At 52.3% G+C, this 14,225-nt stretch carries 12 protein-coding genes; 10 read left to right on the top strand and 2 right to left on the bottom strand.

Annotated features, from left to right (window positions below):
- Nucleotides 1-11 precede the first annotated feature (11 nt).
- The 9 genes from HHO50_RS08700 to HHO50_RS08740 all read left to right on the top strand — a co-directional run bounded on the left by HHO50_RS08700 (nucleotide 12) and on the right by HHO50_RS08740 (nucleotide 11,984).
- Nucleotides 12-1,040, top strand: coding sequence for a quinone-dependent dihydroorotate dehydrogenase (locus HHO50_RS08700; RefSeq protein ID WP_181305630.1), 1,029 nt, complete (start codon nucleotides 12-14; stop codon nucleotides 1,038-1,040).
- Between the two features lie 84 nt (nucleotides 1,041-1,124).
- Nucleotides 1,125-3,803: a DNA translocase FtsK gene (locus HHO50_RS08705; protein ID WP_181305631.1), complete on the top strand. Its 2,679-nt coding sequence runs from the start codon at nucleotides 1,125-1,127 to the stop codon at nucleotides 3,801-3,803.
- Between the two features lie 38 nt (nucleotides 3,804-3,841).
- Entirely contained in the window at nucleotides 3,842-4,495 is a 654-nt protein-coding gene (locus HHO50_RS08710; RefSeq protein WP_181305632.1) for an outer membrane lipoprotein carrier protein LolA, read from the top strand.
- A gap of 943 nt (nucleotides 4,496-5,438) precedes the next feature.
- Nucleotides 5,439-6,272, top strand: coding sequence for an orotidine-5'-phosphate decarboxylase (gene pyrF / locus HHO50_RS08715; protein ID WP_181305633.1), 834 nt, complete (start codon nucleotides 5,439-5,441; stop codon nucleotides 6,270-6,272).
- A gap of 153 nt (nucleotides 6,273-6,425) precedes the next feature.
- A complete protein-coding gene (locus HHO50_RS08720) occupies nucleotides 6,426-7,727 on the top strand; it encodes a DUF2851 family protein (protein WP_181305634.1) in 1,302 nt (433 codons plus the stop codon).
- Nucleotides 7,724-9,016: a hypothetical protein gene (locus tag HHO50_RS08725; RefSeq protein WP_181305635.1), complete on the top strand. Its 1,293-nt coding sequence runs from the start codon at nucleotides 7,724-7,726 to the stop codon at nucleotides 9,014-9,016. The genes HHO50_RS08720 and HHO50_RS08725 overlap by 4 nt, the downstream gene beginning before the upstream one ends.
- Nucleotides 9,017-9,157: 141 nt before the next feature.
- Nucleotides 9,158-9,790 (top strand): NeuD/PglB/VioB family sugar acetyltransferase, encoded by a 633-nt coding sequence (locus HHO50_RS08730; RefSeq protein ID WP_181305636.1) that lies wholly within the window; start codon nucleotides 9,158-9,160, stop codon nucleotides 9,788-9,790.
- Between the two features lie 215 nt (nucleotides 9,791-10,005).
- Nucleotides 10,006-10,974 (top strand): rhodanese-related sulfurtransferase, encoded by a 969-nt coding sequence (locus tag HHO50_RS08735; protein ID WP_181305637.1) that lies wholly within the window; start codon nucleotides 10,006-10,008, stop codon nucleotides 10,972-10,974.
- 146 nt (nucleotides 10,975-11,120) lie between these two features.
- On the top strand, nucleotides 11,121-11,984 hold the full coding sequence (locus HHO50_RS08740) for a nucleoside phosphorylase (RefSeq protein WP_181305638.1): 864 nt from the start codon (nucleotides 11,121-11,123) through the stop codon (nucleotides 11,982-11,984).
- Nucleotides 11,985-12,117: 133 nt separating this feature from the next.
- Here HHO50_RS08740 and HHO50_RS08745 read toward each other — a convergent pair whose 3' ends face one another.
- Complete coding sequence (locus HHO50_RS08745) at nucleotides 12,118-12,417, bottom strand: hypothetical protein (RefSeq protein ID WP_181305639.1); 300 nt, start codon at nucleotides 12,415-12,417, stop codon at nucleotides 12,118-12,120.
- 156 nt (nucleotides 12,418-12,573) lie between these two features.
- Complete coding sequence (locus HHO50_RS08750; protein WP_181305640.1) at nucleotides 12,574-13,593, bottom strand: acyl-CoA reductase; 1,020 nt, start codon at nucleotides 13,591-13,593, stop codon at nucleotides 12,574-12,576.
- A 123-nt stretch (nucleotides 13,594-13,716) separates the two neighbouring features.
- Here HHO50_RS08750 and HHO50_RS08755 point away from each other — a divergent pair, with 123 nt between their 5' ends.
- The gene (locus tag HHO50_RS08755; RefSeq protein ID WP_181305641.1) at nucleotides 13,717-14,064 is read left to right on the top strand and encodes a 4Fe-4S binding protein; all 348 of its coding nucleotides are present in this window, start codon (nucleotides 13,717-13,719) and stop codon (nucleotides 14,062-14,064) included.
- Nucleotides 14,065-14,225 lie beyond the last annotated feature (161 nt).

The raw sequence follows: 14,225 nt of genomic DNA on the forward strand, positions 1-14,225 counted from the left end.
CCTGTTTTGCCGTGTATAAAAATCTCATCCGTCCGTTACTTTTCCAGTTAGACCCCGAAAAGGTGCACCATCTTACCACTGCCGCGTTGAAAAACGCGTACCAGTTGCCGTTGGCCAAATCCCTTAGCCGGGGCATGTTTCAGGTCACCGACAAACGGCTGGAGCGGAAGGTTTTTGGCCTCACGTTTCCTAATCCGGTGGGTTTGGCGGCTGGGTTTGACAAAGATGCCCGCATGATTGATGAGTTTGCCGAGCTGGGTTTCGGGTTTATTGAGATTGGTACGCTCACGCCTAAACCACAGGCGGGTAATCCCAAGCCGCGCCTGTTCCGCCTTCCGCAGGACGGAGCCATCATCAACCGCATGGGCTTTAACAATGAGGGCGTAGAAAAAGCGGTGGAGCGGCTCCGGAGCCGGAAGAGCAGCGTGATTGTGGGCGGCAACATCGGCAAAAACAAGGTCACGCCCAATGAGCAGGCCCTGCAAGATTACCTCTACTGCTTTGACGCCCTGTATGACGTGGTAGATTATTTTGTGGTGAACGTGAGTTCGCCCAATACGCCAGACCTGCGCGCGTTACAGGAAAAGGAACCGCTGCGTGATCTGCTGAGCAACCTGCAAAACCGGAACCAGGGAAAAGCCAAACCCAAGCCCCTGCTGCTAAAGATAGCCCCAGACCTGAACCATGCCCAGTTAGACGACATTGTGGAGATTGCCGCGCAAACGCAGCTCTCCGGTGTCATTGGCACCAACACCACCATCAGCCGGGCCGGTTTGCAGACATCGGGAACCAGAATCACTGAGATTGGGATGGGGGGCTTAAGCGGCAAACCCCTCACCAGCGCCTCTACTGAGGTGTTGCGCTACCTGAGAAAGCAACTGCCTGAAGAGGTAAGGTTGGTGGGCGTGGGCGGCATCATGACCCCGGAAGACGCGCTGGAGAAACTTTCGGCCGGGGCCGATTTAGTCCAATTGTACACGGGCTTTATTTACGAGGGCCCCGGACTGGTCAAACAGATTAATCAGCGGTTGCTTAGATAAATACTATATTCTGAAAACCATATACAGGTAAATTGTTCAAGGCTTATTGAACGGAATAGTGTAGATTTGAAGTTTGGAGACAGCATGGCAACGAACACATACAAACGGGAAGTAGGGACTGCTCCGCGGCCTAAGAATGCCCCCAGGGTTCAGCAGAATGAACCAAGGGGGAAGGCAGAATCGCGCGCTGTGAAAGAGCCGAAAGAGGCTAAGCCCAAAAGGACACTTCCCAAACCGCAGATATCTTTTAACTTCCTCAAAGACCGGCGGCTGCAGCTGTTCATTGGGTTTTTCTTCCTATTGTCCTCGCTGTACCTGACCATTGCGTTTGTGTCTTTCCTGTTCACGGGCACCGCCGACCAAAGCATTGTGGAGTCTGTGACCACCGATGACGTGAAGGCGGCCGGGTTGGAATCTGAGAACTGGCTGGGCCTGTTTGGTGCCTGGATCTCAGATTACTTCATTAACCGCTGGTTTGGCATAGCCTCGTTTTTCTTTATCCCGGTGGTCTTCTACGTGGGGTATAAAATTGTTTTCCGGCGCACGTCTATCACGCTTTCCTCGGTGGTGACCCTTTGCCTGTTCGGGCTGCTGTGGGGGTGCGTGACCGCCGGTTACCTGGTGCTACTGAATAAATCTGCTGATACGTACGGCTTTATGAGCGGTGGCATTGGGTATGAGACCGCGCTGTGGCTGCAAAGTCTGTTGGGCTGGGGTACCGGCCTGTTGATGGGCTTTGCGTTAATCGCGTTTGTCATGTTCTTCTTCAATATTACCACGCTGGGCCGGCCAAGGTTCCCTAAACTGGCGATCCCTGCCTCTGGAGCAGAAAAGACAGCAGCAGTAGAACAACCTGAATCCGGGGTATACGCCTCGCCATCGGCGGGTATGAACCACCTCACCAATCCGTCGGGTTCTTTAGAGCCAGAGGAGGAACCCGCTTTCCCGGCTCCTTTCTTAGTACATCAGCAGGAAGAAGAGGAAGTGGAAGACGAGTTTGAGGACGAAGACCTGCCGGAAGAGGAATTCTATGAGGAGGACTACGACGAGGAAGACGAAGTAGAAGAACCGCAGGAGGAAGTGTTCCCCGTGGCGGAACTGCCCATCACGCCTAGAGCTACCGTTCCTGTTCCATCCGTTCCCTTGGCCCTGGAAGTAGAGGAGGAGGTGCTGTTAGAAGAGCCGGAAGAAGAGGTAGAACTGGATATTGCCAACCTGGCTACGGAAGATGAAGCAGACATTGCCGTAAGCGAGAACTACGACCCTACCTTAGACCTTCCGCGTTACCAGTACCCATCCATTGAGTTACTCACCGACTACGGCGTGGCGAAAGTGCAGGTAACCAAAGAAGAATTGGAAGCCAATAAAGACCGCATTGTAGAAACGCTCGGGAACTACAACATCGGCATCGCCAGCATCAAAGCCACCATTGGGCCTACGGTTACCTTATATGAAATCGTGCCCGAGGCGGGGGTGCGTATCTCCAAAATCAAGAGCCTGGAAGATGACATCGCGCTAAGTTTGGCCGCCTTGGGTATCCGGATTATCGCTCCTATTCCGGGCAAAGGAACCATCGGGATTGAGGTGCCGAACAAGAAAAAGGAGATGGTCTCCATCAAGTCCATCCTGAGCACCGAGAAGTTCATGAAGAGCGAGATGGAACTGCCTATCGCCTTCGGGAAAACCATCACCAATGAGGTGTTTATCACAGATTTGGCCAAAATGCCGCACTTACTCATGGCGGGTGCCACCGGTCAGGGTAAATCGGTTGGTTTGAACGCGATCTTGACCTCGTTGCTGTACAAGCGCCATCCTTCGCAACTCAAGTTTGTGTTGGTTGACCCTAAAAAGGTGGAATTGTCTTTGTTCAACAAGATTGAGCGCCACTTCCTGGCCAAGTTGCCAGACACGGACGAAGCCATCATCACCGATACCAAAAAGGTAGTAAACACGCTGAACTCGCTCTGTATGGAGATGGATCAGCGCTATGACCTCCTCAAAGACGCGGGCTGCCGGAACCTCAAAGAATACAACCTCAAGTTTGTGGAGCGCCGGTTGAACCCGAAGAAAGGCCACAAATTCATGCCGTACATTGTACTGGTGATTGACGAATTGGCCGACTTGATGATGACCGCCGGCAAAGAGGTGGAAACGCCTATCGCGCGTCTGGCACAGCTGGCCCGCGCCATCGGGATTCACCTGGTGGTGGCTACGCAGCGGCCAAGTGTGAACGTCATTACAGGTATCATCAAAGCCAACTTTCCGGCGCGTATCTCTTTCAAGGTAACGTCTAAGATTGACTCCCGTACCATTCTGGACACCGGCGGGGCCGATCAGTTGATTGGCCAGGGCGATATGCTGTTCTCGCTGGGCTCAGACCTGATTAGGGTGCAATGCGCGTTTGTGGACACGCCCGAAGTAGACCGAATCTGTGATTTCATTGGCGAGCAGCAAGGCTATTCAGACGCGTATCTGTTACCGGAGTTCTTGGGCGATGAAAGCGGAAACGACAAAGCCGAGTTCGACCCGAGCAACAAAGACGCCATGTTTGAGGAGGCCGCCCGTATTGTGGTCACGCACCAACAGGGAAGTACCTCTTTGCTGCAACGTCGTCTGAAACTGGGGTATAACCGCGCCGGTCGTCTGATTGACCAATTGGAGGCTGCCGGAGTTGTGGGGCCGTTTGAGGGCAGCAAAGCCCGCGAAGTTTTAATTCCGGATGAATACAGTTTGGAACAGTTATTGAATAGTATGCAACCGTAAGCATTTACGGTGCATTCATTTCAACTTAGATAAAAAACATGAAACGATATTTTTCACTTCTGCTCGTACTGTTCACCGTGGTTCAACTGACCCACGCCCAGAACGTGCAGAAAGACCCGCAGGCCGAAAAGATTCTGGATGCCATGAGCAAGAAATACCAAGCCATGAACGCCTTCAAGGTAGGCTTTACCCAAACCGTTGAAAGCCCATCGGCGAAGGCGAAAGAATCCATCAGCGGTGACATCACGGTGTCTGGCAATAAATTCCGTTTGGCCGTGGCAGGGCAGGAAATCATCAACAACGGTGCCACCATCTGGACGATCATGAAGAAAGAGAACGAGGTCACCATCTCTGACAACGACCCCGATGAGCAGGAAATGACGCCCAACCAGATTTATACCCTCTACAAAAAAGGCTACCGCTACGTGCATGCCGGCGAGGAGAAAGAAGGTGGCGAGGCCGTGCACGTGATTGACCTGACCCCCAATGACCGTGATAACCAGGTGTTCAAGGTACGGTTACATATCAGCAAGAAAGACAACTCCCTTAAGTCATGGAAGATGTTCCGGAAGAACGGCAACCGCTACACCTATAAAATCAACAAGTTCACGCCAAATCCGCCGGTAACAGCCGCCACGTTTGCCTTTGACAAGAGCAAATACAAAGGCATCAACGTGGTTGATTTGCGGTAATGGGCGCGTAGGGCTTTTCACAAATCAAGTTTATCAAAGGCTTCCGCTGTAAAGCGGAAGCCTTTTTGTTTTTGGGCTCTTTTTCGGAAAACAGCCGCAAAATGGAGAGACGCCCGTAGGTCTAAAGACGCTACAAGGTCTTGAAAGCAGGCGGCATTGGGTGAGGAGACAGAACTACTTACCCCTGCCCCTCCGAGGCTCATCTTGTAGGGGGAAAATTTGTAGGGAAAAAATTCTTTTTTTAGCTGTTCGGGAGTTCTACCCCCGAACCTGCCTGCTGCGGAGTTCCACTCCGCCGGAAGCCACGGGCAAAAGGAGGGGAGTGGAACTCCAGAAGAGCAGCTTAGTTTTATGGAAGTTCCAGAAACTAAATAGCCGCTCATTTTTCCCTACAAGCTTAGCTCCGAGGAGGGGGATTAGCCTTTGCACGAGATGGGAACCCGTAGGGACCAGGCACTGCCTGGTCTCTACGGGTTCCCATCATCACCGCTTCTGCTACTTTCCCCAGTTCCAGTCTTCCCCGAGCGCGCCTCGCTTTTGGCCCTGGACGGGCATGAGCTAAGAGAGACAGACTTCCCAGGCCGAAAGGGCAGTGCGCGAGGGGAAGACGGGGCCCCGCGGCCGTGAGCGCATACCGCCAAAGATGGAACAATGCACCACTTGCACCCACGTATTAAACAGACAAGCCAAGGGAACAGCAAACTGCAGGCACAAACTAAGTAGCCCACGCACTAATTGGTCAAGCCAAGGGAACAGCAAACCGCAGGCAGAAAGCCACTTCCCAGCAGCAGAGAAAGACCATTACGTCAGCACTGGCATACACCACATCATCCGCAGAAAACATCCCTCCCAATCCTTCCACCATCATCTATTTTCGCGCTGTTTTCCCGAAAACAATGCGAAAACGGGTTAGCTTTGTACCAACCTATTGTACCGCCTTATCATGACCAGACAAGAACTTTTTGAACAGATCCAGCGCAAACGTTCCTTCCTCTGCATTGGGTTAGACACGGACATAAAGAGAATTCCGCCGCATTTGCTTCAATTGGAAGACCCCCTTTTTGAGTTCAACCGGCAGATCATTGAAGCTACCTCAGATTTGTGCGTAGCCTACAAACCCAACATCGCCTTTTATGAGGCGCACGGCCCTAAAGGCTGGGTAAGCCTGGAGCGTACCCTAAGCGTGATTCCGAAGGATATTTTCACCATTGCCGATGCCAAGCGCGGCGATATTGGAAATACCTCAGAGCTCTACGCCCGGGCCTTTTTTGAGCAAATGAACTTTGATTCTCTCACCGTGGCCCCGTACATGGGCATAGACTCGGTGACCCCTTTTCTGCAGTTCCCCAACAAGTGGGTGATTCTGTTGGCGCTCACCTCTAATCCCGGGCATGATGATTTTCAGATGTTGAGCGTGGTGTCTGAGGGTAAATCGTACTTCATGTTTGAGAAGGTCATGCAGAACAGCCAGGCCTGGGGCACCGCTGACAACATGATGTACGTAATTGGTGCCACCCGCCACGATTATATTGAACGCGTGAGGGAACTGGCGCCCGACCATTTTCTGCTGGTGCCCGGCGTGGGCGCGCAAGGCGGTAGCCTGCAGGAAGTCTCCAGATATGGCATGAACAAGCAGTGCGGTCTGCTGGTGAATTCGGCCCGCAAGATTATCTATGCTTCTCAGGGCGAGGATTTCGCGGAGAAAGCCCGCGCCGCCGCTTTGGCGGTGCAACGGGAAATGGATAGGCACCTGAATGAGTATCTGCCGCAGCAATAGGTGAATCTCCAGCCATCTGGCGAGGCTAGCATGGTGTTACGTTTTAGGCCTGTTTTTGTGAAACCGGCTTTGAAACGGCAGCCTAGCCAGAACAGCCTTTCGTGTCTTCCTGCGTATGTTCATAGGAGACTTGAAAGGCTGTTCCGGTTTTATATGAAAGAGGATTTCCTGCACTACATCTGGCGCTATCAATACTTCGGGAAGGAACAGTTGCTGACTACGGTGGGCGACGAGATAGTGATCCTGCATCCGGGTTTCTACAACCGCTTGGATGCCGGGCCGGATTTCTCCGGTGCCCGCATTAGAATAGGAGAAACGGAATGGGTGGGCAGCGTGGAGTTGCATCTGAAAGCCTCTGACTGGCGCCGGCACCAACACCAGCATGACGCCAAATACAACCAGGTGGTGCTCCACGTGGTGTGGGAAAATGATGGACCCGTACTGCGGGAAGAAGGCACGCCTATGCCCACCCTGGAACTACAGGGACGAGTAGTGGTGCCCTTGCAGGCGAAGTACCAGGAGTTAACCTGGAGCCAAGAGGTGATTCCCTGTGCGGGGCAGGCTGGGCAGGTGGAAAGCATCTTCAAATCTGCCATGATGGACAGGACGCTGCTGGAGCGCCTGGAGTTGAAAGCAAGCCTGGTACTGGAACGCCTGGAACAGAACCGGCAAGACTGGGAAAGCACCGTTTACCAGACTTTAGCCGCGGGGTTCGGGTTCAAGATCAACCAGGAGGGCTTTCTGCAACTCACGCGCGCGCTACCGCTGAGTCTGGTGAACAGGTACAGATCATCTGCCCCGCAACTGGAGGCACTGGTGTTTGGGCAAGCGGGCATGCTAACCAGGCAAGAAGGAGAAGGGCAGAAGGAGCATCTTGTTCGTTTAGCCAATGAGCACAGGTACCTGTCTCAAAAACATTCTTTGCCAGAACCATTGCCTAAAAGCGCCTGGAACTTCCTCCGGCTCAGGCCCGCTAATTTTCCGGCAATCAGGGTAGGGCAGTGGTTTGCCGTGCTGCAATCCCATCCCCATCTGTGGTCTGGCATGGCGGCCTGTGAAACCAAGGAAGCGTATGTCAGCTTCTTCCGCCAGGCACCTCCTGCCTATTGGCAGAAACCAGATAGCCCCGGTAAAGCATCGGCGCAGCCTTTTCCCATGATTGGGGAGGAAAGCATTCAAGGACTGTTGATCAATGTGGTGGCTCCGTTGCTGGTGGCGTATAGTAGGCGCATGGACAATGCTGCCTATCAGGACAAAGCCGTGGAGTTGCTGGAGAGCCTGGCCAAAGAACAGAATAAAGTGACCCGCTTGTATACTGGCCTTGGGTTTCCCCATTCCAGCGCGGCAGATTCCCAGGCCTTGATTGGCCTGTACCAAATGTACTGCGCGCCCCGTAAATGCGTACATTGCGTCCTCGGGCACCGCCTGATGAAACAGAACCTTTCCCTTGCATGAACCTGCTGAACTGGCTGCACTTCCCGGTTTTCTTCTTTTTGGTCTATCTGCTCTGGCGGTCAGCAAGAAATGAGACAATGCGCAGATTTTTCTGGCCAGCTTTGATCTTGAAGTTGACGGGAGGAGTGTTGTTGGGTTTGGTGTATCAAAGGTATTTAGGTGGCCGAGATACCTGGGGCTTTCATGACCAGGCAATGGGAGTGGTAGAAGCGGCCAGCCATCATCCTGAACAGTATTTCCGATTGCTGTTTTTTAATGAGCCAGGAGAGATCCCAATCGGTTTTGCCCGGTGGCCAGAGTATTCTAATTCTTTTTTCTTTATTAAACTGCTGAGCCTGTTATACTTTATGACAGGCCATTCTTACTGGTTCAGTGGCTTGTATCTTTCCGTGTTCAGTTTCTGGGGATGTTGGTTTTTAGTTGAAAAGCTGAATACCCATTTCCCTGCTTATGGGACTGCTTCGGCTATAGCGTTCTTGTTTTTCCCCTCTGTCGTTTTCTGGACGAGCGGGGTCTCGAAAGACAGTGTGTTTATGGGCAGCCTTTGCCTCACCGCCGGACTCTTCCTGCAGGTTTCTCCGGTTAGGCATACTGGTAACGTTTTAGGGAAGATGCTTCTTTTAGGTGGCAGCACGTACCTGCTCTGGAAAATAAAATTTTTCCTGGCGGCGGTTTTACTTGTACTGCTGTTCGCCTGGCTGCTGATGGAATGGCTCACGCCGAAAGCCAAATGGTGGCAGACTAGAAGAAACCAATTCTTAGCGTGGGGAACGCTGCTGCTTTTAGGTTCAGTAATCGCCTCTTTTGCCCACCCAACCTTCAATCTGGATTTCTTTGCCCGGCACATTGTTTGGAATTATAAAAGCCTGATAGCGGTCTCTGATCCGGCTAACCCATTGTTGTCCTTCCCCAATCTGCAACCTACTCTTACTTCTGTGTTCTTGCATGCTCCGTCAGCTATCCTGCAGATGCTTTTCAGGCCTTTTCTATGGGAGCCGTCTCCGGTGGTTTATAAGGGAATGGCCTTTGAAAACTTACTGTTGTTGGGGCTCGTTGGCTTAACTTTTGTCCATCTGCTGCGCAGACGGGAAGTCCCGGCGCTGCCATCTTTCTTGGCGGTGCTGTTGGTGTTTTTCTGTATCTCGGCGGTGCTGGTGACGCTGCCTACGCCTAATTTGGGTTCTCTGCACCGGTACCGGGCACCGTTGCTGCCGTTTTTTCTTCTTGTCGTTTTGGCTTGGGGGCCTGTTCCGGCTTGGCTCAAGGGCCGGGCAAAGCGGTTGCGTTAAGCTATTCCGTTTTCTTTCCCTATTTTTGCACCAAAATCGTTTTTGACCTTGTTTTTAGAAAAGGGGACGAAAACGCAGGGTAGTTCTGTTTTCGTAAGCTATACCAAACCAGGCTGTTCTTACACACAAGTCAAGAGAGATATGCAAAATCCGGTAATCATATTAGGAGCCCAGGAACTGGGAGTGTTGGCGTTAGATGCTTTCCAGAGCAACGACGTAGTGGTGTATTGCTTCCTGGATGACCAGGTAGCCCTGCAGCAGAAGGAAGTGAACGAAATCACCGTCATGGGCAATACGGAGGACGAAAGTATCCTGAAACTCCTGGGCAAGAAATGCGACGTGTTTGTGGCCGCTGAGGACACCGCTGCCCGCAAAAGCATGACCAACATGCTGAAAGAAGACTACAAAGTGGTTCCGGTGAATGCCATCCACAAGTTCAGCTATGTTTCAGAACATGCCTGGCTGGGTCACGGAAACTTTATCCAGGCCGGTGCCATCGTGAATTCCAACGCGAAGTTGGGGGATAACTGCATCATTGGGGCCCGGGCCGTGGTAGATACCAACGCCGTATTAGCAGATCATGTGCAGTTAGGCGTTGGTGCCATGGTCAACGCCGGCGTAACCATTGCCGAGGGAGCCTTCATTGGCACCGGAGCCGTGCTTGTATCTGGCGTGAAGATCGGGAAAAACGCCCGCGTGGGTGCCGGAGCGGTGGTAGTGGCCGATGTGGCCGCCAAGCAAACGGTTTTCGGGAATCCGGCTAAGCCTGTGTAATTCTTTAGACACAGGACGTAAGACATAAGATTCAAGATTTGGAGTTATAGATTGACTCAGAACTCAAGACTCAGGACTGTTTTTTGTCATTTTCTGTTTTCGGGCTGTTTTCCTTAAATTCGCACCAAAATGCGAACGCCGTTGTTGCCAAAAGTAGCACATCAGCCCATCATTCAATTAACACCTTAACGACACTTAGTCTGAAACTAAGCCGTATGAAAACCTACAGTATCCTACTCTATTACCATTACACCAAGATTGAAGACCCGGAGCTGTTCCGCGAGGAGCACCACCTGTTGTGTCTTAAACTGAATCTGTTAGGCCGCATCATCGTCGCCCCGGAGGGGTTGAACGGAACGGTGTCTGGCCTGGTGGAGGACTGCGAAGCCTACATGGCCGCCGTGCAAGCTGATCCCCGGTTTACCGGCATCGACTTTAAAGTTGACTACGCCGAGGAGCACGCCTTCACCAAACTGCACGTGCGCCACAAACCCGAGATTGTACATGCCGGTCTGCGGAACATCGACCCAACCGAACGCACCGGCGTGCATTTGTCGCCGCAGGAGTTCAAGGAGTTGAAAGACCAGGAAGACGTGGTGGTGCTGGACGTGCGCTCTGACTATGAGCACAGCATGGGCAAGTTCAAAAACGCCGTGACCCTGGACATTGAGAACTTCCGGGAGTTTCCGGAGCAGATTGATGCGCTAAAGGAGAAGTACGAGGGCAAGAAAATCCTGACGTACTGCACCGGCGGCATCAAGTGCGAGAAAGCGAGCGCGTTTCTGCTGGAGAAAGGCTTTGAGAACGTGTACCAACTGCACGGCGGCATCATCAAGTACGGCATGGAAGCCGGTGGCGAGGACTTCGAAGGCAAGTGCTACGTGTTCGATAACCGCGTGGCCGTAGATGTGAATACGGTGAACCCGGTGGTCATTTCCCGTTGCCACGTGTGTGATACGCCCTCGGCGAGGATGGTGAACTGCGCCAATCCGCACTGCAACCTGCACGTGCCCATCTGCGAAAGCTGCGGCACCCAAATGGACGGCGCCTGCTCCACCACCTGCCAGGAACACCCCGACAAGCGCCCGTACGACGGCACCGGGTATTATCAAAAGAACACCAACGGCTACAACCCGTACAAAGGTCTGACCCGCCGCAAGACGGAGCAACCAAAGGCCGTGTAAACGATACTACTTTCATAGGAAAGCGCCGCTTGTTGCTGCAAAGCAAGAAGTTGGCGCTTTTTTACATTTACCCACAGCATCCGTCCTCAAAAACGGTATGTTGTTAGAGCCCAACTTTCTTTTGTCTCACCTTAAACCATGAAACTATGTCCCGTATCCCGGAATCTGAATTGATCCTGAACGCCGACGGCAGCATTTACCACCTGAACCTGTTGCCCGAGCAGATCTCTGATACCATCATCACCGTGGGCGACCAAGACCGCGTAGCACGGGTGAGCCGCCATTTTGATTCCATTGAGGTGCAGGTAGCTAAGCGCGAGTTTGTGACGCACACGGGCTACTACAAAGGCAAACGCATTTCGGTGGTGTCTACCGGCATAGGAACGGATAACATTGACATTGTCATGAACGAGCTGGATGCGCTGGTGAACATAGACTTTGTGAGCCGTGAGGCGCTGGAGCCGGAAAACCGTATATCCCTCAAGATTGTCCGCATTGGGACTTCTGGCGCGTTGCAGGAAGACGTACCGCTGGGTAGCCACCTGGCCACCGAGTACGCTTTAGGGCTGGATACCCTCATGCAGTTCTATCCGCTCATGGAGACCGGCTACGAGACCGAGATTGCCGTGAACCTGCAACTGGCGTTAGGCATAGGCTTTCTGCCGTACTGCGCCAAAGGGTCAGACATCCTTCGGGAGCAGATAGGCTTTGACATGATCCATGGCAATACGTTCACTTGCCCCGGTTTTTACGCTCCGCAGGGTAGGTTGCTGCGTTTACAGCCTAAAATTGAAAATATGATTCAAAAGCTGAGTGCCTTCCGCTTCGAGGAGGTGCAGTTTACGAACTTCGAGATGGAGACCGCCGGTATCTACAGCCTGGGCCGTCTATTGGGGCACGAGGTGCTTTCCCTGAACGCCATTGTGGCCAACCGCATCACCCACCAATTTGCCCAGAACGCAGACCAGGTGATTGATGATTTGATCTTGAAAGTTTTGGATCGGATTTAGTAGAAATAGCCTATAAATGAAAAAGCCTTTGATCTACAAAGGCTTTTTCATTTATAGGCAAAATACGTCATCGCTTTAAATGGCAGAATAGTGATGAGCGATTACTTCTGAGCACCTGGTTCAGGCAAATCTTCTAAAAGAACTCTACTCCTAAAATAGAGTGGGTAGGCAGCGTCACGCCCGCTTTGATGGTGGTGAATTCCTTGTCGGCTTGCCAGATGGTGGTCTGTACCCGAAGTACGTCACCGGTAGCTACCTGGAAAGAAAGTTCTACCTTGCCCTGGTAACCGTTGCCCAATCGGCTGGCCCGCTCCAAGGCATGTTGACGTTTCACTTTCAACTCTTTTTCCTCAAGCACATCATCTGGGCCGAACTGTAACTGCGGAATGATCTCCTTGTCAATTAGTTGGTAGTGGGGCGCATTGTTTTCCATGGTAAGCGTGGTTAAGTGTTAGTCTGTAAGCCAATGAATAAAGAATTTATTACATTCACAAACGTCATTTCACACAATAAGGCTACGAAAAATGTGTTGGCAGAGGTTTAAAAATCGTTTTAGGGCTGTTTTGTTAAAAACAGCCCTAAAACAGGATTATAGTTTTAAAAGGAAGGCCATGGTGTCCACGCCATCGGCGTAATCGCTTACGGCCGGGCATTGCGCCTGCCCGAAGGCGTAACTGTTAGGCCAGATGGCTTCCTGCGAAACCACGCACTGCAACTTCTCCTTGACGGCCTCCAGCTTCTGTTCCAGTTCTTGGTCATGGGCGTAGGTTTCGTAAAACAGCACCGAAATAGGGGAGACCAGTTGCGGGCTTTCGGTGACCATCAGAAAACCGTTGTCCAGGTGCGGAACGGCGTTCACCAGGTAAATGGACTTGTTGTAGTCGTAGTTGTTCCGGTATTTGTGGAAGTCCACAATGTTTTTCTTGTATTCAACGGCCTCAAAGAACGGTGTGAAGTCATACCCGGCCGGCACGAACGCCTTGGCTACGTTGCGGCAGCCCAGGCCATAGTAGCGCAGAATGTCATCGCCCAGGGCGGTCAGTTCTTCCTTGGTTTCCTTTCCGGTGAGCACGGCCACGCTGGTGCGGTTCTTTCTGATGATGTGCGGCCGCTTCGCGAAATAGTATTCAAAGTAGCGGGCCGTATTGTCTGAACCGGTGGCAATGATGGCATCAGAGGTTTTCAGCATTTGCACCAGCTGAATCTGCTCCTGAAACCCAGGTTCCATCTCCACCAATTTGCTCAGCAGGTGCGGAAGCAGGAAAGGATCATCTGAACTGGGTTTGGCCTGCAAAATATGCCCGGCCAGCAGAATGCAAAGCGCATCATGAAAACCAACCGCCGGGATATTGCCCGCCATCACTACGCCTACCTTTTTAGGCGCTTCATTCACCTGAGGGAAGTTGTAGCTTGCCAACCAGGCTGTCAATTGGTTTTTCTCCAGCATACCGGCAATTCCATCCAGCGCGGCGGAAACATTGGGCAGGTCAAAGAAGTTATTGTGCTGTCCGGCTCTTCGGGCCAGGTATTCGCGCTCCTCCTGCGGAAGATTCCGGAGGTAATCGCCTAGTTTTATGAATGCGGAAAGTCTGTGTTCTAAAGTTAGCATGAAGGGGTAACAGTCAATGCGTGAGAAACGTTTGATACAATGCGCGCTACGTATTACTTTTGCGCACAGAATGGCGTACCTATAGTGGTGCAAAATTACTAAAAAGAAACAGGAGATACGATTATGGCGATAATGATCACGGATGAGTGTATCAACTGCGGCGCATGTGAGCCGGAGTGCCCCAACACGGCCATCTACGAAGGTGGTGTGCAGTGGACGTGGGGAGACGGTACCTCTCTGACCCAGGTAGAGATTGACGGCGGAGTACTTGTGGACGGCAAAGCCCCGCAGCCGCCCATCTCTGACGAATTCTATTATATAGTCTCTGACAAGTGCACCGAGTGCTGCGGTTTCCACGAGGAACCCCAGTGCGCTGCCGTCTGCCCCGTAGACTGCTGCGTAGATGACCCAGACTACCGCGAGACCGAGGAAGCCTTGTTAGCCAAAAAAGAGTGGTTGCACGCCAGCTAATCTTTAGATAAAAGCTACTCAGGAAACCCGCCCCGTGCGGGTTTTTTGTTGTTTCGTGTTTTGGAGCCGTTTTCTGTGAAATAGCCCCAAAACGAGAATCGGTTCTGATCGCTGGCGCGAGCTGCAAGCTCGCGCCAGCGGAAGAAAGACCTCGTAGTGTC

The sequence above is a fragment of the Rufibacter sp. XAAS-G3-1 genome (assembly GCF_013623775.1).
In the GTDB taxonomy this organism is placed as follows: domain Bacteria; phylum Bacteroidota; class Bacteroidia; order Cytophagales; family Hymenobacteraceae; genus Nibribacter.